The sequence below is a fragment of the Virgibacillus sp. 6R genome (assembly GCF_001895305.1).
GTDB classification, from domain to species: domain Bacteria; phylum Bacillota; class Bacilli; order Bacillales; family Amphibacillaceae; genus Virgibacillus; species Virgibacillus pantothenticus.
Genome location: NZ_CP017762.1, coordinates 3388950 through 3410719, shown reverse-complemented (window position 1 = coordinate 3410719; position 21770 = coordinate 3388950). Strand labels below are relative to the sequence as shown.

Here is a 21770-nt window from a genome sequence, read left to right as displayed (position 1 = left end):
TTACTTGATTTTAAGGTATTATATGGTAATATAATGCTTAGGTTTTACTAAATCTATCGTAAAAAATTAGATTTCAGAAAATATGAAATCAAGTTAAATTTAAACTTGGCATTAACTTTAGAAATTTTCACATGCTAAACTCTAGTTTATAAGGGGAAAATTTAATTATGACCTAATAAAATTAATAGCAATTATAATTTGTATGACTTTATTCTTCACATCTATCAAATTACCCTCCTTCGCAAAACATGAAAAATTACTAATATTTCATTTGATGTTCAAACTGTAGAGTCAGGAGGATGCGATTTGAAATGCACCAGCGGGCGATCATTCATGTGATGTTCGAATCGAATAGCTTGTTCCATAGAGACAGCTGTTTGGTTTGCCATCTTTAATGCTAGGTGCCATCTGGTTTTTCGTTCTACAAATGTAGCGAAACATCCTCGCTTTTACCGCGACTAGAGACAACACTATCAAGCTCCCAATGGCCAAAAGTTTCTCGTTGGCTAATCTCTTTGGGGCGTTTGGCAAAACTGAATGGATTATTCGTAAATATACAAAAAGAACCTTAAGGTGCTAATTTAAAGGAGGTGATGATCATAGAAACAGTAAAACATAAATTAGTAACAGATTGGACACTTATAGCACATCCTGATTATCAGCTATACTCAAATGAAAATAATAACTATGTCGTGGTTGACCCAGATCACTCTATAGTTCTAAATTTTGCTGTCGATAACACGGAAGTGGATATCAAACATGTTACTTGGGAAGTAGCCTTCAAAGTAAAAACCGATACAAGAACTATTACAATCACTTCTGAACCTGAGGTATTTGAAGAAGATTAATAAAAACGGAAAGGCGCCTTATTAGTGTTCTTCTCATTCTTAGTCTTCTTCTTGCTGATAACGTTATGAAGCTTTTTACGGGCAGGAGTTCTGACGACTACATGTTTTTAGAAAGAGCAAGTATCGAATATTCATGTTCAAAAAGGGTGGCGATTGCTACCCCTTTTTATAATATAAAAAAGTATAAAATGAGGTGCTTGGGGATACGAAATAACCGACTAGCAACGTCCAGCTCCATCGCCCAGCAATGATGCGACTTTAGATGCGCCCTCCGATAAGGCCTCATCGGTTCGTCCCTAAGAGGAAGACCGACTAAAAACGGGCTTGTCGCCCAGACGTCGGTAATTTTACATAATTCCTTTCAATCTAACTAGATTTTTGGCACACCACTATGTATTAGAAAAAGAGTATTTTATTCTCTAGATCCAAACCATCTAAAAATCCCTCTAACAAGACCTCTTGCACAAAATCTATAAAGAGATAAACCAAGCAACCTAACTGTCAACCATGATATTATCAATCAGTCTTGCCGCTGAGAATTGAACAGCCACCGCAAGAATAACTTTCCTACTTACTTCAGCGATTTCTTCCAGTTCGGGAAAGCTTAGTAACTCCACATAATCAATTTTTACGGTTTCACCCAATTGTTTATTTAAATAGCTACTAACAGTTTTAATAATAACGGTGGAACTAGTCTCTCCTTCCTCGATTAGCTTTTTCCCTAACAACAAGCTTTGATATAAGGCAGGAGCCTGCTTTTTTTCGTCTATTGTCAGATAAACATTTCTGGAACTAATTGCTAGTCCAGAGGGGACTCGCACCGTGTTCACTGGAACAATTTCTATAGGAAAATCTAACTCGTCTACCAGTGCTGCTACAACTGCAAACTGCTGGGCGTCCTTTAAACCGAAATAAGCGCGGTTTGGCATAATCAGATGGAAAAATTTCGTCAGCACGGTTACCACACCGTCAAAATGCCCTGGTCGCTTTGCCCCGCACAACTTATCTGTCCTTTCTGTTACCATCAACTTTATGGACTGCTGTTTACGATACATTTCATTAACGCTTGGCATAAATAATATATCCACACCAGCTTCCTTAGCCAATTTTTTATCCCGCTCTTCATCTCGAGGGTAAGCAGTATAATCCTCACCTCGTCCAAACTGAAGCGGATTAACAAAAATACTCATGACTACGTGATCATTAGCTTGCTTCGCCTCATGCACGAGTGAAAGATGTCCCTTATGTAAAAACCCCATCGTCGGAACAAAACCAACTGATTTACCACTTGTCTTTACTTGTTTTGCCCATTGGCATATTTCTTGCTTCATCGTAATGATTTTCACTTTGTTTCCCTCCAGTTCATTCTCTCGGATCCAACTCAAGTGTATGCTTGTCAAGTTCGGGAAAGGTGCCTGCTCTCACCTCTTGAACATAGGTCAATTAATCCAAGCATCACTTTACGGTTTACATTAGCAAATTTTGGCACACAATCAACTCCAAATGTATCTAAGTCATGGAAAATAATTACTTGCCCATCTATTTTTGGATCTGAGCCAATCTCAATGACTGGAATACTTAGCTGCGCTGAAACCTTTTCTTCAAGCTGATAAGGTATACATTCCACCACAAGCACAAAACTCCTGCTGCTTCACATCTCTTAGCATCTTTCCTTAGCATTGTTGCTTGTTCAACTGAATTTGCTTGTACTTTGTAGCCGCCGAGCGCCGCAACTGCCTGTAGTGTTAATCCAAGATGCCCCATAACCAGAACCCCGCACCCTATTAAGGCTTGAATAGTATCTGTTACTTCTCTTCCACCTTCCAACGTAACTGCATAAGCTCTGCCTACTTACATGATTTCACCTACTGCACGGAAGCGCTTATGATAAGACATAAAGGTAAGCCGGTCACAACAAATGTATCTTTTGATCCCCATCATGGCTCGTATTTTCTAAGCCACCATCTATCATAAAAATAATAAACCTAAGGAGAGCTTTTATAAGAGGTTGTTACAACTCCTTTTAGCAGCTGTTTACGAAACCGTAAACGGAAATATGAAAGGCTATTTCTCCACATTTATTTAGTGAAGAAACAGCCATAAAAATCCCAAGAAAATTCAACCATGGCTTAACTCTACTTTCTCACATCGATACACGCCTTGATTATATATCAGGCAGTTACACAATCCGTTTGTTTTGTCATACTTTACAGACAGCGCATAGAAGTTTCCAAGACGGTCTATCCTCGATAAAAAGTCAAAACAAATCTAGGAAGAGAATTCAAGAAAACCACACGCTTTTGGACTAATCTCTTGGCTTATCAACTTTCATAATTAATGAGTGCATTTTTACACTTCAGTTATTTTTATAACTTTTCTACGTTTACTACGCAGATGTAACATAGCCCAAGCAAAAAGCCCAATAATGGATAAAGCAAGCGACGGAAAAAAATAAGGAGGATGATATACCATTTTAATATGATTTTCCCCGTTATACAGCTTGAAGCCAATAAATGCATAATTTGCTTTTTCAATAGCCTGTTCCTTGCCATTAATCCAAAGTTTCCAGCCTTTTTCATAAGGAATCGGTAAAGTCATCCATTTTTCCCTTGTCTGATTATTGTAATCGATGGTGAGTTTGTTCTTTTCCCACGTAAACGATGGAGAATGATCAGCAGCTTGTACAGCTTGATGCAGTTCCTTATAATCTTCTTCATAAAGAGATAAATCTTTTAGTTCATATTCCCCTTTTGGTAAACGAATGGAGATAATGTCATTAGCCGGAACACGAATGACTAGATCATTTATATTGGTTTTATAGATGGAATCAGCAGATTTTCTAGTTGTCCGATATTTATTTACTTTCAAAGCAAACTTATCACCATTTACGTTTTTTATAGAAAAACCTACATAAAAGTCTTTTGTATTTTTTTGAACAGATCCCGGAGTAATATCAATGCCCCCTTTGTCGTTGACGACCGATAATTGGTTTTTTCTGTATTTAGCACCTACTGCTTTGATAGTTGCTTGTTTAATAACATTTTTCTCCTTTGCCAAATTTAACTTTTGTCCAGCTGTTTCTGCAAACACAACTCCTGAAAGCATGGCATGTTCACGATCTAATACAGAAGTGGATTGTAACTGCTCTTCGCTATAGATATTTTTACCTGTTCGGATAAATGGAAGGGAAAAATCGCTTTTATAAATAACATATTTATTGGATTCTGCAAACTTTTTAAAGCCATAAGGTGCATTCGCTTCTTGACTTTTCTTTCTCATCCAATATGTTGTTTGCAATAACGCATGCAAATTCGCACGATTGCCAAGGGTACCATAGCGACTTACAGTTTCCCGACCTGTATCTATTTTTAAGTCTCTCCAGTAAAACCATAGCAATGTTTTGTTAATGATACTTGAATAGAGACTTGTGCCATTAAAATTTTGTACAATCGGTGTGTTATTTCTAATCGGTGCCATCCAATCGATTCGGGACAACGGATCGGGCTCCTGCCTTTTCACTTGTTCAATCAAATTCCGTTGTTCAGCGCTATTATATTGATCACTCATTAAATAATGATGAGTTACTTTTTCCAGCCCACCATTTTCTGTTATCCCATATTTAGCTGCTGTATTTACTGACACTATACTCCATAGAATGACAAATAATTGAATAGTAACGAGCAAAACCTTCTTTTGAAAGTAAACATACAGCACCATTAAGATAATAAACATAATAAATAAAACAAACACTGTAATCATTACTGCAGAAAACTCAGTTGCTGCTCGTTTAGGAATCTTTATATTGAAATCAAAATAATCTATACTCAGCAAATAGATACATAAAGAAATGAACGAAGCCAAGCAAATAAAACGCACAGCTATTTTATTTAATCGCTGCAAGCCAATGGCAACACAACCACCTATAGTAAAAGATAGTAGATATTCAAAACGATACTGCGGGGCAGAAAAGCCATTGAAAGCACTAGCAGCCAAAGGGCTTAAGTGAAATATAAGCAATACGAAACTAAACACAGCAAAAAAACGAAACAAACGATTACGATACAGAGGGAAGGTAAATATTAGTAACACAAAAACGACTGGTAACACAATATAGGGACTAGCAAACAATATGTTATCAATTAAATCGAACAGCGGAATCTCCCGATCATAAGGAGGTCGATAATTGTTGAAAAACCCATAAACAGCGGGTATAAACGCCACTGCGCTAATGCAAAAACTGACCAATCCACTTGTCACCAAAAGTTTAAACTGTTTTATTCTAGGTAATTCATTATCAGTAAGTGGAATTACCCAACGGCCAAGTACATACAGAATTAAAAAAATAAGTTGGATATAGGCAAAATAAAAATTGCTAATTAGCGTGGCAGACATAGCAAAAATTAGCCAACCTTGCTTGCCTTCTCGGATTAATTTCTCCAATCCTAAAACAACTAATGGTAACCAAATAAATGCATCAGCGAAAAATTCCCAATAAACAACATGTCGCATGTACATGACAGAACAACCGTATACGACCGCCCCCGTAAAAGCTGGAAAGGCTTGGATTTTCATATATCGAAACGCGTGGGACGTAATAAATAAGATCACACTTAAGCGAATGATACTGATAAATAAGTTAGATTGAGCCCAAAATTCAACATTAGAGGGATCGATCCATTGAAAGCTATCCAAAATAAAAATAACAACACTAGACAATAAAAAGACAAGCGAAGTTGAAAAATAATAGGCTAATTGACTATAAAAACCCCCACCCAAGCCAAAATCCCAAGCATAGAAAAAATTACCGCTTTTATAATTTTCATAAATAAATTTCTTAAACGTAGCAATTTGGGAAAGACCATCATTTGGCCCAATCATCCAATGCTTATCAAGCCATTGCTGATAGAAAAAAAAGTGTGTAGCTACTGATACAAGTAGGCTACCTATAATAAAAAGCCATAATCCTCGTTTCTTCATCTATTGCACTCTCTTCTTTTCAATATTTTCCCAGTTATCACAAAGGTCATTGGAACTGTAATAAAGACGGCAAGGAGAGGTGTGATTTTACTGTCCACATGAAATAGTTCTGTAAAAACAAACACAAATAGGGACGTAACACTAAAATTAAATAACTGAGTGATTGGAAATTTCAAAAACTTCCCCCATGTAGGCTTCACTTTAAATGTAAAATAAGTATTTAAGAAAAAAGAACCAACTAAACTTACCATAAACCCTGTTATATGTGCCGCCAAATAGTAAACATCAAAAACAAGATGTAATAATAGATAAACAGCATAGTAGTTAATAGTGTTGACTACGCCGATGATGATAAATTTTAGAAATTCTCGACCTGTTTCGTTCATAGTTTTCTCCGTTTCTAATATTCGTTTCTTGAATTAAGTATTGAGGACGTTTCTTTGTTTCATAATATATACGCCCTATATATTCACCAATCACACCAAGACTTAACAACTGAATCCCGCCTAATATTAAAACAGCAGTAATAATCGTAAAATAGCCAGGAACTTTAATACCATTTAGCAAAATTTGCACAAATATTATAATACTGTATATAATCGACAGCAATAAGATAAGTGCACCTGTATAAAAACAAATCCTTAGAGGGCGATTATTGAATGAGACAACGCCATCTAATCCATAATTTAACAATTTTAATAAAGACCATTTCGTTTTTCCATTCTTTCGAGGAACATTCTCATAATCAACTATTTTCTGTGCCATGCCAATCCATGAGAACAAACCTTTTGAAAAGCGTGCACCTTCATCTAAAGATAACACTGCATGAACAGCACGTCGGCTTAGCAAACGAAAATCACCCACTCCATCCTCTAACTTGACGTCTACCACCTTGTTGATGATCCGATAGTAAGCGGAGGATAGAAATTTACGAATTGGCTTTTCACCACTACGATTACGCCGCGCAATCACTTGATCGTACCCATCTTCCCAACCTTTAACAAGATCAGGAATCAAAGATGGCGGATGTTGTAGATCGGCATCCATGATTATCACAGCTTCTCCTTGTACATGTTGCAAACCAGCCAACATTGCGGATTCTTTACCGAAATTTCTAGAAAAAGAAATGTACCTCACATTTGTGCTTTTGGAAACTAATTGTTTAATTTGCTGTAAGGTATTATCCGTGCTGGCATCATCAATAAAAATCATTTCAAAATGATAAGCCAGTCTATCAAACTCCCGCTTTACACTTTCATAAATTAACTGTATATTGTCTTCTTCATTATAAGTAGGAATAATAATTGAAATTAATTCCATGTCTTTGACACCTCTTTCGTGCTGTTAGCTGCTCATTATATTAATACATACCCATTTGCTAGGTAAAGCCTGGATATATTTAGGTAATCCCGCAACAATGCTATAGTTAATCTTAAATTTGTATTTTCGTTTTATTGGTGCCATGTTTTAGAGTATTCTCTAAGAAATCCGATTAATTGCCAGTAATGGTGCACCTTTTATAGTTAATAAGACTTCTACGTCCAGCTAACTCGATAATTTACTAGTCGCTAAAGAACAATTAACAGTTGAATTGGCTAGAAAATTGTATTTTATAAGAGACATCTCTCTATTTATTAATTGTAATTAATTGTCAATTTAAGTATATTCGTAGATTGTAAAATAAGCAAGACACTTAAAAAAATGCCACGCTATACTCCGTCTATAGCCTCCCATCTATCTAACATATCCTACACCATCTTACCAAAAACAGAGTTAGGATTCATAGAGGAATATCATGAATTCGGTCTTTCCGACTGAAATTTTCCTGAAAATAAGCGTGACCAAAAGCTATTTCACCGGATAACTGAAAGAAGAACTTACTATGAAAGACGTTTATCTAATATCAAGCGAATAATGCTAAATGTGGCAATAAACAATCAGTGGAGGTTTGCTTTTATCCCCCACCGGCTGGTAGTAACGGAATGGTACGACTTAAAGGCCTCTTACGAAACAGGGCATTTAGGTGCTGTTCTCTCCCATTTAGACTTGTACAGATTATCCAAATCCTCAAGTAGAGAGTCTTACAGCACCTTATATACTGGATAAAAAATACAATTAACACATAGGACTACAACAATGAAGGGTCCGTAATGACTTAGACGCCTGATTTCATAATCGGGTGAAATGAAAAATCTATCTCTTGCAGCATGCGCAGAGAGTTATCAAAAGTTTGAATCAGGCTAATGGAATCAAAAAGATTTGCGTATGCAAGGCAATCGCAAACCAAATGGACATCTGAAAAGAAGAGAAAAATAAAGCTATTGGAGGTCGAATCACGGTCGTCCAAATTAAAGAAAAAATCCGGACATCTGGAAGGAGATATCATTGTGGGACGTAATCGTTGAACATTTAACAAAATGGATATTTGCAATTAAACCAATTGGGAGATAGGCTAATATGGAAACATCCCTCAATCCACCTAACTTTTAAGAAAAACTACTCCTTTCGCTAAGGCCTTCTCGACTAGCCGAGTTTTTCTAATCTGCTTAATTAGGCTTTGTAATAAAAATTATTTGGGCAAAAAATACCAGCTATTATTTTTGTTTACACAAATCCATAGTTATCAACTTCTTTATCAAAGGGACCGATTTCATTTTTCCTCTTTCTTATTTTAGTTTCACATCTCACCCCCGATCTATCATAAGCGAAGTACTCGACTTCCTCTTACTATAATTTTTCCTGATTATTCTTTTTCCATTTATACGCTAAATTCATTCATATCTCAACGGAATACATTCGTTCACTAGCTTCTGTTTTTATCACTTCATGTTTCGAGCCTTTAGAGCGCACGAGAGCCATACGAGATTTTTTATCCTTATTCATCGTTGCCATTACCAATCAAAGGTATTTAAAAAACAGCATTTGACAATCTGACAAATCCTGTAACTGCAACCTTGTTTTTTCAGTTGTTTAGAGTGGTGACACTCCTTTTAAAAGGAGTGTGTAAGCATAAAAAACTTTCTATGCTTCGGCTACCTTTTGCTTTCTGTCCTCTAGTATTTTTTCTATATTTTTCTTTCCTAAACGTTCAGGAGTTCTACCATTCTTGCGCATATCCATTTCTAAAGCAGCGGAAGCAATTTCAATTAAGGCAGTACAAACCGGTGTTTTTATACCCAACTGTTTCGCTATCGATTCGAGCATAACTAATCCTTCTGGTACATCTTCTGTGATATATCTAGATCTTACGGAAACAGGACCTTTAGACCTATTCGGCATCATTGCGTACTTAAAAAATACTTCCTTAGCATCCAATGTATCGTCTAAGGAATTTCGGTATTTACATGCTTCCACATATGAAATTCTTTCAAAACCAAGTTTCTCCAATACATTCATTTTCTCTTCATCTAATTTTTCTAGAATATTCCACACACTAGGGGTAAAGACTTCATAATACATGACATAATCCCCGTTTGTTTTTTCAATACGTGGGATACTCATTATTGCACCTACTGTATGAACAATTAAATTAGGATTATGCAAAGCTGCCTCTACAGTGGATGATAAATATTTAAATGGATATCCTAAATTATCAAGTTTGTTTCGTGCAATAGATAAATTCTCATTTGGATATACCCCTAGAGGGTTTCTTACATTTCTAAACCCAACATTGATAACACCAGGCTCAATAATGCGACAATCAATAAATGAACTTTGTGCTTCTACAATCGTTATATTATGCTTGATGCCATGTTTAAGCATATAAGCAGTGGAAAAATATCCAGGGTTAAAAAGAATAATTTGTTCGTCTTGAATATAATCCTTCATTTTGCGTATTAAATCCTCATGGTACGTCGTTTGAATGTAAACAATGATAATCTCTGCTTTTGATAGCTCTGATAAGTCTTTTGTTATCTTATTTATTCTTGTCGTTTTTGTTACTTCATTTTCTCTTAATGTAATTTTACCGTTGTTTTTTAGTAGATAATTAAAATTTTCATTATGCATGGAATTAGAAGTTTTAATCAGAGTTACGTCATGACCTTTAATCGATAAATCACCTGCGACTGCACATCCTGCATGTCCTGCACCTAAAATTGCTATTTTCATAATTATATTCCACCTTTTCTGTTAATTGATAACCTCTTTCTATTCCGTTTTTGGCTGTAAAATTAACTATTCGGCGTCATTTTTTATGAATTATCTGAATTAAAATATTAGTTCATCCCCCCTTTTGCAAGTAATATTACTTTACGCCTGCTTTCTATTATACCATTAAACTGTTTCTTTTAAAGGTTACCTGATATAGAACACCACTTATTCATGCTTTTATATGTCTAAATGAGTGCATTTTATCTTGTTCCGTTCTGAAATAAATAAACAAATTTAGACAGTTTTTGGGAATAACTATAATTATAAAGTGAACCTTCAATTAGGGGGCATTCTTCCCTCCTGATTGTTAGTACTGTATTGGGATACGTAAATCAACGAACGTTCGTAAAAGATTTTATGATATTTGTGAACTAAAATTTTTAATAATTATTGGAGGTTATAATCCGTTCTGCATAGTTTTTCTTCTCATCATAAAATGTCGAAGAAAGGATATTTCCTTCAATTAGACGAATCGAATCAAACCATACTGTCCCAGCATTATTTCCTTTAAACGTTGGGTAAATTTCAACAGATTGGACAGCCATTGCAGGATGTATATAAACAGCCGCACGGTTCCACTCCTGTGTGCCGAGAGGAAACATGGCTTGTTTGTCTTCTGACGTTCCAATTGGTTAATCCATTCTCAAACACGCTGTTTAAGATCGGATTATACGATGACGACACATCTGCTTTCTCTAACTGGATGCGATCAAACCATGCTTCACCAGATGCCGTCGGATGGTTGTGGTCAATTTCTAAATATAATCTGACCTTTATTCACATTCGACGCCGTAATGGCCGCCAAAGCACTAGGAGCACTTCATTTAATCAATTCATCTACCATTTCCTATGTTTGAGCCAATACGAATGGGCAGATTTTAGAGATACAAATCCGGGGTAAAGATGCACACTTCTATTATCTTTTGCGAGAAAACTGATCTTGTGTACTAACACGTGCATATCCAAATTTCAACAAGAATCTCCCCCTTTTTAATATCCTAACTATACCAAAAAGGGGTTTGTAATAAATATATTGGTATTTAGATTTTGGTTATATTTTTGGTTATCTATTTTAAGTAGTTTTTGAGGTTTTTGTTACTTTTCAATTGTTTTGTCGTTTTTTGTCATGGAAAAAGACGTATAGAAAGGGTACCACAAACATTTGTACGCTAAGCAAATTTTCAACCTAAAAGGCCGATTCCCTAAATTCTTAAGGATTCGTTTTTTTGATTTGCCTAGTTAAACAATCGCTCCCTATTATTGAAGAACAGGCATCTTTTATTAACTGGTTTAGTGAAATAAATCCAATAAGAAGAAAAAAGCCGACTACAATTGCAAACAGCTTTTTCCTTCTAATGAAATATTAGATCTCCACAATTTATGAGCTTAATTTTTAGTAAAATGTTACATTTTAGTTTTCTATATTCAATCCTATATCCACCCTATTCGATTTAATATACTTAGTAAATATATAACGCACTAGTGGTCCCATAATAATGATCTGTAAAGGTAATGCCACAATCAAATTTTTACCAAAAACTGCAAAATAATCTGCAACCACTGAGTTGAAAGTAAAACCATTATGAATATAGGTTGAAGCTAATCCGTAAATAGACATAAAAAACGCCATTCCTAAAACCATGCATATTGATATGGCTAGGACTGTATAGCGTTTTTTAGTTGTATTTACAGTTAATTTCAATGCTATCTTTTTAGCATTTGGCCCAACCATAAACATATCAAGTATAAAAGCAATGACAAACCCAATAAAAAAATCAGATATTCCTTCGATAAAAGTCATTTTCCCGATTGTTCCATTAAGGTAAAAATTATATATAGTCATAACTAATACCATCCCAAAACACATTATTAAACCAAATTGTAAACTTTCTTTCTTAGTTGTTGGCAATTTCATCATCCCTTCTTTTTTTCCTACCTTTGTAGTATAGGGATAGTAAGAACCTTCTCGTAAGTGAACAATTTGTGAACATTTTATGAACAAAGATTTTGAATGATTCATTTATTTTAGCCTTACCTTTTCTCAACAAAACTGCACTCTAGCTCCACCCCAACATTTGACATAGAACCAATATTAACGCATCAATGACCTAAAGGCCTCTGAAGGAAGCGGGCATTTTGGTTCTGTTCTCTCGCACTTAGACTTGTTGCTGTACAGATCCTGAAATGTCAGTCTTACAGCACCTTATATATGGGATAAAAGTTATTTACCATCATTGACTATCCATACCTTTTTTCTTAAAAATAAGGAATATATCCAAATGCCATATAATTTCTATGTAAATAGTTGAACATGGAACATTCTTAGTATCTTGTTTCAATGATATTAGTAAAGTATAGTTTATGAAAAGAACTGTAATGAGACTGGCATAGCATAATAAAACCGCTTGGCAACAAAACCAAACGGCATTTTCAAGTACAAGCTCCTAAAAAATAATTGAACAAATAAATAGCATACTTATTTGAGCTTTGATCCTCTGATAAAAACATCGCGTGTTATTTCATATTTTATAAGCCCTACTACCGAATATAGGAGACATTTTGTTGTATGATGGCATCTTTAATCCACTTTGGATGCATACGAAGGAGGTCGTCTGGTAAATCGTTTATATTAAAGTAACTGACATCTAAAGTTTCTTCATTTTCCCTGACTAAATTCCCTCCAATTACTTCGCATTCAAAGCAATTCGTAATAAATTGACTCACTTTTCCATTAGGATATGAAAAAACTTGCAACTCGGGATCAGAATAAACTCCTATTAATCGATTTACTTTAACTTCCACCCCCGTTTCTTCACGAATTTCCCTAATAATTGCTTCTTCCACCGTTTCACCTGGTTCAACATGTCCAGATGGTACACCCCACAGCCCATTGTCTGCTCGTTTCATCAATAGCACACGCTGGTCGCTATCAAATATTATTCCTGCTACGCCAGCTTTAATCGCTTCAGGCCAAGCAAAGGTTGGAGAGGCCCAATTTTTCATAGCGATGCTTGGATCAAAAAGACCTTTTAAATTCGATATTGTAGCATCTGGATTACGAAAATCTTTTGCTGATGGAAATGCTTTAACATGTTGATTTGATACTAAAATAGCTGGTATCCCTGCCTGATGCGCACCTAAAATATCCGTGTAAGGATTATCGCCGACCATAACAGCTTTTAACGAAACATCAAAATCCTCAAGCGCTTTTTTAAACATATATGGGTATGGTTTTCCAACAATAAATGGTCTTTTATCTGTCGACACCCGAATTGCTTCTACAATCGCTCCAACTGCTGGCAAAGGTCCATTCGGCGTAGGGAATGTTCTATCTGGATTGGTTGCAACAAATTTTGCTCCCCTATGAATAAGTCCTGCGGCTTTTTGAATATCATAAAAAGACAGATCATCGTTCCATCCGATCACAACTGCTTCCACATCTGTTCGAGCTTCTGTATAAATATTAACCTGTTCGCATTCCCACTTTAAATTTTCATCACCCAAAACAAGTGCGGATTTTATGTTTTCACTTTCTAAATATTGTGCTGTCAACCAGGAAGATGTGATTACTTCCTCTTCCCTTGCTTCTATCCCCAGACTAGTTAATTTCCTTACCGTTTTTTCTTTTGTTGTACATGGATCATTAGTCAAAAATCGAATTCTCTTCTTTGCTTGCCGAAGTCGCTTAAGCGATTCCATTGCGCCGTAAAGCGGCTCTGAACCTATATAAATAACCCCATCCAAATCAAATAAAAATACATCAAACTCGTCAGCTATCGTCATTATTCCTCCCCCTTAGAACAGTTAGTAGAATTTAGTTATTAACCATTCTAATAGAAAAAGTAAATAATTTCACTACTACTTCACTAGTTTAATAGATTTATATATAACAAAAGGTGGAAATTCCCATTCACTTTTCCAATGATGATCATGATGCTTTTCTTGAATTATTTTTAATTCATCTTCAGGGATATCTTTCAACGTCGGTTCGAGTTGTTCTATTTCTTGGAAGCCTGCTTCAGTTAAAAGTTCCTCGTACACTGACTTCGGCCAATGGAAATCATGTAAGACAAGATCCTCCTGATCATTTATATGTAACCATTCTTGTCGTGCTTCACCACTCATGTATGTTTTTCCTTTTATACCATTTCGAAACGTTGAAAATTCGATTCCCGTAGAGTCAGGATTTGTATCTAATATAACAAAGGGAGAATGAGGGGCTAAAACCCGGTAAATCTCCTTCATCATCCGTAAAATTTGTTCTTTTTTTTCGGTATTAATAAATACGTAACATGCCATAGCTCCGTCTACTGAATTGTCTTTGAGAAAGGAAAGGTTATCATTTTTTATAAGATGATAGTTTATATTTGGATGGCTCCGCTTTTTAGATGCTATGTTAATCATTTCTTTAGACTCGTCCACAGCCAAAACATGCACACCCGTTTTTTTAGCCAATCGATACGACACTTTTCCTGGACCACAACCATAGTCAAGAACCCTTGTTATCTTTGGGTTTGATAGAAATGTTTGAAAAACAAACCGAAAACCTAATGTTTGTTCAAGTATATCATTATAAGCCTCAAATTTATTCGCAATCATTTCTGTTTTAAAAGAAGTCTTCATACTCATACCTCGCTATCATTATAATTGATTTATTTACTTGCTTTGTCGAAGCAGGGGCCACTTGTTATCTACTAAATGCTGGTAAACTGGCCACAAATGATGGTATAGAGAAAAATCAATTGGTCTTTTATAGGCTATATATTGGTACAAGCTAAAAAGTAATAAAACCTGTTTCCAATATTCGGGGAGGTCCAGCTGTTCGATTTCACTGCTAGTCATACGTATTTGGTCTTTTCTTAACAAGGCTTCATATTTTAATACACTCTCTATCGAAGACCAGTTATTTACACATGGCATTTTGGGGAACTCATACATTGCTTTCTTATGCTTTGATATAGAATTAGCTTCTTGAAGCACTTTATCAGTCCAATTGTCATCTGGTTGATAAATGTGGATAGAACCAACATTATGAAAAAATTCTCCTATTTCTAAATCGAGTTCCCTTGCCATTAATTCTTGAATAAATGTAAAGGAAAAAATATCACTTACTATTCCACGAAACGCATCATTTGCACGCATATATGAAGCCATATACAGTTTGCCTTCTCTTACAAAAAACTGCAATCCTAATGTACAAGAAATATCCATGTTATTTTCTATTACTAGCTCTGTTGCATCAAAAATCTGTATAAACGCTCTTTTGGAATCGGGATCTTTATTTGTCAACAACTCTTTCATTTGGCTCCATTGATTTATTTTGGCATTACCAAACTCAAAAATTTTCGGTCCATATGCTGTACCTGTTAATGTTTTTCCATTCATAGAATATTCGTGCATTTTCTTGTTATAATAGCCGATAAAATCAAGGCTGTTGTCACCTGATAAATACCATAAAACTTCAGCAAAATTAAAAACAATATTTGTTTTTCTACTAGGTAAATAGCAAACTCTTTCTATTGGATTTTGAATAGTCAAGTGATAATTTAGTTTCTCACGACTTTTATTTCCACGTGGCGCATTATAAAATTGTGGCTTGTGATATACATCATCAAGCGTTTCTATATACGCCTCATGGAAGTTGTTAAATCGCATTTATTTCATCCCCCATTTAAACTGCAAGTGCAATTGTTCAAGTTTATCTAAATAATCTTTTTCTTTTTGAAAATAGATAAAAGTTACATTAGCCACAGTTCCAAGGCCTTGGATCAAAAACGCATAGTCTTCTCCTTCTTCTAATAGCAAAATGATAGGTTTCTGTAGAGCGGATGCCCAGCCAATTTCAATATGGGTACCCGGAGAAGGCGGAGTTCCTGGAAAGGCGACAAAAAGATCACAGGTACGAATTTCTTCAAAATCAATTGCTGTACATTCATCAGGCGTCATAAACTCTTTTCCCCATTCCTCACGCTTATGAGCATTATGAACAGCAAATCCTTTCTCCTCAAAAAAAGTGATAAGCTTTAGCAGCTTTTGCTTTTCACCATGATTCATTTCTCCCGTTTTTGGATGAACAAGACTTTTAAATGGACCTGCAAGAAATACTTTTTTACGTTGACTCATTTTTTCACCCCTTAAAATAAACACCTCAATCAAAAGCAATTATTGCTTTACATCCACTTTTCCTATACTGACATATATTAATCATGTTCAAAAAATGAAAGACTTTAATCCCTTCTCAAGCTTTCCAGAACAGCGCCCCTCAGAGTATTTTTTACACTATAGGAAAGCATAAAATGACGAGGACGGTACATGCTTCCGTCATTTTTTGTCTTGCTTCTTTCATTCATTCCTTTGCTTTTGCTAGTCGCTCAAGTCCTAAATATAGAAATCGAATAGTTCAGTACCGCAACCATTACATTTAACTTTTAATCGTAAAAAATATCTGTGGACTATAGGCTTTTAAAACATGATATGAATTTGCGCTATTATTTTTTTTGGGAGCTTTCACTTGAAGGTTGTGCCGTTTGATTGATGTTTTATTTTGCTATTAATTATAGGTCTGCATGTATCCTCTCCATCTTAATAGTAGGGACAATAAGATTATTTTTTTACTGACTAGGTTTTATCCCAGTTTTTGTTTATAGAACCATTTGATTTTCGATTCAATTCAACCTACCTCAAATTAGCCTCATTTTAAATGAATACTCTCAACTGTTGATTTGATCGCTTCATTGTTTGGCACCTATTTCCGTCCTATGAAGGAATAGCTGCTGGACTAATATATTAATGAAAATATATTAAGTACCATTCCAGATGTTCTTCTGTTCATTAATTTTTATTCCTCTCTTTTCTATCGCTTTAATAAACATTTCATATGGGATATCTGTTGTAGGGGAGAGCACACCCGGCTTTGTGATTGTTTTATTTCCTACCATTTGTGCTACGATACTAGCTGTGTATCCAACTGTCTTATTCATAGCAAATAGTCCAGTTTCCAAGTCCCTTTCATCTACCATTTCATAGATGAGCTCAACACTCTTGCCATTTTTCTTACCTCTTATTATATTTTTCATTAACACAAGGTCTTTTTCATTTCTTTTATACTGAAGGCGAGGTTCCAAATGTTTTAGTAAAAATTCATAGGGGGTTACATCACAGTCAAGCCCTGGAACAGGATCTGTTGTCAAAAACCCTAATTGAACCATACTACGCCAAAATGAAGCATGCCCAGCCCATCTTATTGTTCTGCGTTCCGTATTTATTAATTCTTTTTCAATTCCTAGTAAGCTTGCAAACTGAATGGCATCTCCGTTTGGTATCGTCTCTAAATCTGATCGCTCTCCTATAGTTATAGTCTCTACCCATTCTTGGTCATGCTGATGGCTAACCGGAATATCAATAACCTTTCTATCTCTTAACATGCATGCTTTACGCTGATACGACATTAGTGTGCTATTAAAGTTCCAGCTAATTTTATAACGTAAAGGGTTATAGGACGCCTCTGGTTCAGGAATGCCTCCACAGTAAGAATATAATTCATGTACTTCATCTAGCTGACTAACTCCATAACCGCATAAGACTAAATCAATTCCTGGATCTAAGCCAGCCTCCGGCATAATAGTTACTTGATTTTCCAGAGCTTTCTCGTAGGTCTCTTTAGAAATCCCATTAGCATAGGAGCAATTCACCATCGGTATTCCAAATTCGACAGCTGCTTTTGCGATTGTATCATTGAATTGTTTTGGTAACAGATCAATAACTACATCAGCCCCCTCTCTAAATAATGATGCTACATTTTGTTCAGAAGTAATGTCTACTTTTCTGTAAAACATCTTTTGTATAGCAAGGTGATCTCGAAATTGATTTACTCCGGCGAAATTAACATCCGCACACACTATCTCCGTCACATCATCACTTTTTCCTAAATCTTGTAAAGCTGCTCTTCCTTGTAACCCAGATCCCCCTAATACAATAACCTTCATTTTATAACCTCCCACCCTATAATCCTAATAATCCTAGTGTTAAATAGATGACCAATCCAATAATCCCTACTAATACAGCATAAGGAATTTGTGTCCTTACATGATCAATATGATCTACCGCAGCACCTGTCGACGCTAAAATAGTAGTATCAGATAGTGGTGAACAATGATCACCAAATACTCCACCACCAGCAACTGCTGCAATTGTAGATAAAACAATCATATCGATCTCCCCTCCCGAAAAACCAATGGCAAGTGGTACTGCTAGTGGAATCATAATGCCGAATGTTCCCCACGACGTACCTGTAGAAAAGGCGATAACTGCTGCTAATAAAAATGTGATAGCTGGTAGTAATCCTGGATTTAACCAAGCTTCTGTAATTTGAATCAAGTAAGTAGCTGTTCCCATTTGTTCACTTAATGCATTAATGGTGTATGCAAAAACTAGTATCATTACAGCAGGCATAATTCCTTTAATGCCGTTAAGTGCTGTGTCCATAATATCTTTGGTTGGAATTCCTTGAAACCGCATGATGATTCCTAAAAATACAGTCGCAGCTAAGAAAGCCTCCATTGTTTTAGCTGAACCGAGCCCGATATAAGTACCAAGTGCAATTGTAATAATAATCAGGACTGGTAAAAAGAAATTCCATCTAATACTAAGCAATTTGTTTTTAAAATACGGATCAATATTCGTTAATTCCTTTGATATTAATGGTGTTGATCCGTCACGTATTAATTTCCCCTCCTGTTGTGCACGTAGTTCAGCTTTTCGCATTGGCCCAAAATCCTTAATAATTCCAGAAGCGATAAGCCCTACTAACACTACAGACAATACAGCATAGAAGTTAAATGGGATTGATTTAGTAAATACAGCTAGCGCATCGGTTTCATTTTGAATGGGGCCTAGACCAATTAACAGACCAGAGATAAATACAGCCCACCCAGTTATTGGAACAATAACACTTACTGGTGCTGATGTGGAATCGCAAATATATGCCAGCTTTTCACGCGACATTTTTACTTTATCTGTAACTTTACGCATTGTAGTTCCAACAAATACTGGACTAAAGTAATCACTAAAAAAAACGAAAAGCCCCATAAACCACGTTGATATTTCAATTCGCTTTCTTGATCTTTGTCTTCTACCGATGATTTCGGAAAAACTTTGAATCGCTCCTGTCCGTTGAAAAAATGCAATTAGTATCCCAATAAATATTTCTAGAAGAAAAATCCAAGAAAAACCTTCGTTACCTAAAGCCTGCTTCATTAGATTAGGAAATCCTAATAACCCCTCTCCCGCTAAAAACACCCCAATCACACAAGCAATTCCTAACGATAAGATTGTATCCCTTGTCCAAAAAGCGAGTACAATTGCAATTAGCGGCGGTAATACAGACACGAACCCCAAGGTTGCAACTCCATGCATTTGAACATCCCCTCATAAAGAAAGCGTTTACATTTATATATGATAATATCCTGCATTTAGAACAATGATTTGTTTTTCTTTACAGATTTTTTTGCGTTATCACAGATTGACCCAGAACTTAAAAGGAGTACGTATTCATAATATATTGTAAAGGGTTCAAAAAATATCAACAACCCCCGGCTACAACTATCTCAACCAAACCAGCAGAACTCGAGGTAATAGCGTTGAAATCGGGGGTGGAGTTTCTAGAGCCTCCTAAATGGAGTAAAAATGACGAAAACACAGGTGTTCTCGTCATTTTTAAGTGGCAACAAATAGAGAGTTCTTCTTAATCTATATTAATAGAATTTGGGTTAGAACAAAAAAGTAGTTGACCGAAATCAGGTGCTTGTTGCTCGGTTCTAACAAGTTGTTGTACGATTTTCATATACCTGGCTCAGTGCTAACAGGTTGTTGTGCGATTTTTATATGTGTCTCACTCATTCGCACTTATAACTTAAATTTACGTACAAGCTCATTTAAATTCTCTGCCAAGGCTGCTAACTCCGCAGAACTATTAGAAACTTCCTCCATGGAACTACTTGCTTGTTGAGCAGAAGCAGCGGTTTGTTCAATACCGGCAGCTGATTCTTCCGCTACGGCTGCAATTTCCTTTATAGATGCATCCATTTCTTTCCCGCTTGCTGAGATTGAAGCTAGGTTACTCGTAACCGTTTGAATCTTCACAACCATATCTTGTACTGCCTTTTGGATATCATTAAAGGCTTCTCCAGTTGTTTGAATCTGATTTGTCCCTTTTTCCACCTCTACATAGCCCTCTCGCAAGGATTTAGTAACCTGACTAGATTCGCTTTGTATATTTGCCACAATAGTTGTGATGTCTGATACAGAGAAGGATACTTGCTCTGCTAACTTTCTAACCTCATTCGCAACAACTGCAAAACCTTTGCCTTGTTCTCCAGCACGGGCAGCTTCGATGGCGGCATTTAATGCTAACAGATTCGTTTGTTCAGCAATATCTTTAATAACTTCAACTAATTTTGAAATCTCCTGTGATTGTATATCAAGCCCTTTCACTTTTTCCACTGCATTTTTAACAATTTGATTAATATCACTCATTTGTTGAACAGATGCTCCCATAAGTGTATTCCCCTCATCTGTCATCCCAAGTACGCTATTAGAATAATCGTGAACTGCTTTTCCATTTACACTCGCCTCATCTACTTTAGAAGAGAAAGTATCCATCACTGATGATAAATCGCTAGCATTATTCGCCTGTACTTCAGATCCAGTGGATAATTCCTGCATTGTTGAAGCAATTTGCTCTGTCCCTGATCGGACTTCACTTGCAGACTGTGTTAATTCCTCACTATGACTACTTACTGTTTGAGAAACTTCATGAACTTGATAAATAATATCTCGAAGATTTTGACTCATCGTATTTATGGACGAAGCTAAATGACCAATTTCGTCTTTTCCATGATAATCAATTGTTCCTACAGCAAGATTTCCATTAGCAATTTGATCACTTGCTTGCACCACTTTATTAAGGTTATGGGATATCGTCTTACTAATAACAATAATTAAAATTACCCCAAAGATAACCGAAGCAGCCATCGATCCCAGTAATACATAAATGGTCAGCTCTTGACTACTATTCACTTTTTTTATAGCTGTATCGCGCTGTTCATTAACAATTTCTCGCAATTCCTCAAGTACGTCTACGTTTTCTGATCGAATAACACTAGATTGGTCTACAAGACTTTTTGCTAAGCCCATATCTCCTTTATCCACAGCAGGTATGATTCTATTCACAAACAGATTATTCATTTTCTTATCTAATTCAACGATTTTATTAAAGAGTTCTAATTCCTTTTCGGAGTCCATTTTTGTTTTTACATCGTCTTCTAGATTATTAAATGCCTTCCGGTAAGCTTCATATTCATCAATAGTTTTCTCTCGCGGACTTTCCACGTAACTAATAATTCTAATACTTTTTGTACGTGTTATAGAGCCCATATCGGTTAGTTGTATAGCTCTATCCCCTCTTCGTTCCATAGCTTTTACATCTTCTCCAGCATTAACGGCAAGAACGGTTACTACAGCAGTAGATATTCCAAATAAAGTAAAAATAATTCCTATTGTTAAACCATATTTCCAGCCGATCTTCAAGCTTTTAAATCTTAATCTTTCTAGTAGGTTAAGCAATGGTGTATCCTCCCTGGTCGCGTCATATATATAAAGTTGCTTATCGTATAAAATATCGACATATCTTTTAAATTCATAAAGTCCATTTTTGATTTAATTACAACTATACTAGAAATGCCGCAGTGACGAATTCCCGAAAAAGTGAAGTTTCTTCAACTCAGGGAGAAATCT

General features: G+C 35.7%; 16 protein-coding genes and 2 pseudogenes. 2 read left to right on the top strand and 16 right to left on the bottom strand.

Annotation, left to right across the window (positions count from 1 at the left end; genetic code table 11):
• Positions 1 to 347 precede the first annotated feature (347 nt).
• A pseudogene (locus tag BKP57_RS22950) lies at positions 348 to 535 on the bottom strand (IS30 family transposase); the annotation flags it as partial.
• 58 nt (positions 536 to 593) lie between these two features.
• On the opposite strand from BKP57_RS22950, the gene BKP57_RS15520 reads away from it, so the two are divergent.
• On the top strand, positions 594 to 848 hold the full coding sequence (locus tag BKP57_RS15520) for a hypothetical protein (RefSeq protein WP_072741914.1): 255 nt from the start codon (positions 594 to 596) through the stop codon (positions 846 to 848).
• Between the two features lie 494 nt (positions 849 to 1342).
• On the opposite strand, the gene panC is transcribed toward BKP57_RS15520, so the two are convergent.
• From panC to BKP57_RS15490, 5 genes and pseudogenes are all read right to left on the bottom strand, one after another.
• On the bottom strand, positions 1343 to 2194 hold the full coding sequence (panC, locus tag BKP57_RS15515) for a pantoate--beta-alanine ligase (RefSeq protein ID WP_072741913.1): 852 nt from the start codon (positions 2192 to 2194) through the stop codon (positions 1343 to 1345).
• 50 nt (positions 2195 to 2244) lie between these two features.
• Positions 2245 to 2675, bottom strand: a pseudogene (locus tag BKP57_RS22945) (3-methyl-2-oxobutanoate hydroxymethyltransferase).
• Between the two features lie 522 nt (positions 2676 to 3197).
• Positions 3198 to 5825: a YfhO family protein gene (locus BKP57_RS15500; RefSeq protein WP_072741910.1), complete on the bottom strand. Its 2628-nt coding sequence runs from the start codon at positions 5823 to 5825 to the stop codon at positions 3198 to 3200.
• Complete coding sequence (locus BKP57_RS15495; RefSeq protein WP_050351221.1) at positions 5822 to 6211, bottom strand: GtrA family protein; 390 nt, start codon at positions 6209 to 6211, stop codon at positions 5822 to 5824. Before BKP57_RS15495 ends, BKP57_RS15500 begins: the two co-directional genes overlap by 4 nt.
• The gene (locus BKP57_RS15490; protein WP_072741909.1) at positions 6150 to 7145 is read right to left on the bottom strand and encodes a glycosyltransferase family 2 protein; all 996 of its coding nucleotides are present in this window, start codon (positions 7143 to 7145) and stop codon (positions 6150 to 6152) included. Before BKP57_RS15490 ends, BKP57_RS15495 begins: the two co-directional genes overlap by 62 nt.
• A 923-nt stretch (positions 7146 to 8068) precedes the next feature.
• On the opposite strand from BKP57_RS15490, the gene BKP57_RS22225 reads away from it, so the two are divergent.
• On the top strand, positions 8069 to 8230 hold the full coding sequence (locus BKP57_RS22225; protein ID WP_156875352.1) for a hypothetical protein: 162 nt from the start codon (positions 8069 to 8071) through the stop codon (positions 8228 to 8230).
• A 616-nt stretch (positions 8231 to 8846) separates the two neighbouring features.
• Here BKP57_RS22225 and BKP57_RS15485 read toward each other — a convergent pair.
• The 10 genes from BKP57_RS15485 to BKP57_RS15440 form a co-directional block, all read right to left on the bottom strand.
• Positions 8847 to 9935, bottom strand: coding sequence for an NAD/NADP octopine/nopaline dehydrogenase family protein (locus BKP57_RS15485; protein WP_050351223.1), 1089 nt, complete (start codon positions 9933 to 9935; stop codon positions 8847 to 8849).
• 422 nt (positions 9936 to 10357) lie between these two features.
• On the bottom strand, positions 10358 to 10522 hold the full coding sequence (locus tag BKP57_RS15480) for a hypothetical protein (protein ID WP_175609437.1): 165 nt from the start codon (positions 10520 to 10522) through the stop codon (positions 10358 to 10360).
• 866 nt (positions 10523 to 11388) lie between these two features.
• Complete coding sequence (locus tag BKP57_RS15475; protein ID WP_399479486.1) at positions 11389 to 11997, bottom strand: DUF2798 domain-containing protein; 609 nt, start codon at positions 11995 to 11997, stop codon at positions 11389 to 11391.
• 518 nt (positions 11998 to 12515) lie between these two features.
• Complete coding sequence (locus BKP57_RS15470; RefSeq protein WP_050351225.1) at positions 12516 to 13760, bottom strand: HAD-IIA family hydrolase; 1245 nt, start codon at positions 13758 to 13760, stop codon at positions 12516 to 12518.
• Positions 13761 to 13835: 75 nt separating this feature from the next.
• Positions 13836 to 14600 carry a class I SAM-dependent methyltransferase gene (locus BKP57_RS15465; RefSeq protein ID WP_050351226.1) on the bottom strand — a complete coding sequence of 255 codons (765 nt, stop codon included), beginning with the start codon at positions 14598 to 14600 and terminating at the stop codon, positions 13836 to 13838.
• Between the two features lie 33 nt (positions 14601 to 14633).
• Positions 14634 to 15632 carry a thymidylate synthase gene (locus BKP57_RS15460; RefSeq protein ID WP_050351227.1) on the bottom strand — a complete coding sequence of 333 codons (999 nt, stop codon included), beginning with the start codon at positions 15630 to 15632 and terminating at the stop codon, positions 14634 to 14636.
• The gene (locus BKP57_RS15455) at positions 15633 to 16100 is read right to left on the bottom strand and encodes a nucleoside 2-deoxyribosyltransferase (protein WP_050351228.1); all 468 of its coding nucleotides are present in this window, start codon (positions 16098 to 16100) and stop codon (positions 15633 to 15635) included.
• Between the two features lie 677 nt (positions 16101 to 16777).
• Positions 16778 to 17962, bottom strand: a complete 1185-nt coding sequence (locus BKP57_RS15450) for a saccharopine dehydrogenase family protein (RefSeq protein WP_050351229.1) — start codon at positions 17960 to 17962, stop codon at positions 16778 to 16780.
• Positions 17963 to 17978: 16 nt separating this feature from the next.
• Entirely contained in the window at positions 17979 to 19391 is a 1413-nt protein-coding gene (locus BKP57_RS15445; RefSeq protein ID WP_050351230.1) for a Na+/H+ antiporter NhaC family protein, read from the bottom strand.
• A gap of 489 nt (positions 19392 to 19880) precedes the next feature.
• Entirely contained in the window at positions 19881 to 21599 is a 1719-nt protein-coding gene (locus tag BKP57_RS15440; RefSeq protein WP_072741908.1) for a methyl-accepting chemotaxis protein, read from the bottom strand.
• Positions 21600 to 21770: the final 171 nt, after the last annotated feature.

Excerpts from the sequence above, each read along its gene's own strand:
- BKP57_RS15520 (WP_072741914.1), top strand. The coding sequence starts at position 594 with ATGATCATAGAAACAGTAAAACATAAATTAGTAACAGATTGGACACTT.
- BKP57_RS15500 (WP_072741910.1), bottom strand. The coding sequence starts at position 5,825 with ATGAAGAAACGAGGATTATGGCTTTTTATTATAGGTAGCCTACTTGTA.
- BKP57_RS15495 (WP_050351221.1), bottom strand. The coding sequence starts at position 6,211 with ATGAACGAAACAGGTCGAGAATTTCTAAAATTTATCATCATCGGCGTA.
- BKP57_RS15490 (WP_072741909.1), bottom strand. The coding sequence starts at position 7,145 with ATGGAATTAATTTCAATTATTATTCCTACTTATAATGAAGAAGACAAT.
- BKP57_RS22225 (WP_156875352.1), top strand. The coding sequence starts at position 8,069 with ATGGAATCAAAAAGATTTGCGTATGCAAGGCAATCGCAAACCAAATGG.
- BKP57_RS15485 (WP_050351223.1), bottom strand. The coding sequence starts at position 9,935 with ATGAAAATAGCAATTTTAGGTGCAGGACATGCAGGATGTGCAGTCGCA.
- BKP57_RS15480 (WP_175609437.1), bottom strand. The coding sequence starts at position 10,522 with ATGGCTGTCCAATCTGTTGAAATTTACCCAACGTTTAAAGGAAATAAT.
- BKP57_RS15475 (WP_399479486.1), bottom strand. The coding sequence starts at position 11,997 with ATGAATCATTCAAAATCTTTGTTCATAAAATGTTCACAAATTGTTCAC.
- BKP57_RS15470 (WP_050351225.1), bottom strand. The coding sequence starts at position 13,760 with ATGACGATAGCTGACGAGTTTGATGTATTTTTATTTGATTTGGATGGG.
- BKP57_RS15465 (WP_050351226.1), bottom strand. The coding sequence starts at position 14,600 with ATGAAGACTTCTTTTAAAACAGAAATGATTGCGAATAAATTTGAGGCT.
- BKP57_RS15460 (WP_050351227.1), bottom strand. The coding sequence starts at position 15,632 with ATGCGATTTAACAACTTCCATGAGGCGTATATAGAAACGCTTGATGAT.
- BKP57_RS15455 (WP_050351228.1), bottom strand. The coding sequence starts at position 16,100 with ATGAGTCAACGTAAAAAAGTATTTCTTGCAGGTCCATTTAAAAGTCTT.
- BKP57_RS15450 (WP_050351229.1), bottom strand. The coding sequence starts at position 17,962 with ATGAAGGTTATTGTATTAGGGGGATCTGGGTTACAAGGAAGAGCAGCT.
- BKP57_RS15445 (WP_050351230.1), bottom strand. The coding sequence starts at position 19,391 with ATGCATGGAGTTGCAACCTTGGGGTTCGTGTCTGTATTACCGCCGCTA.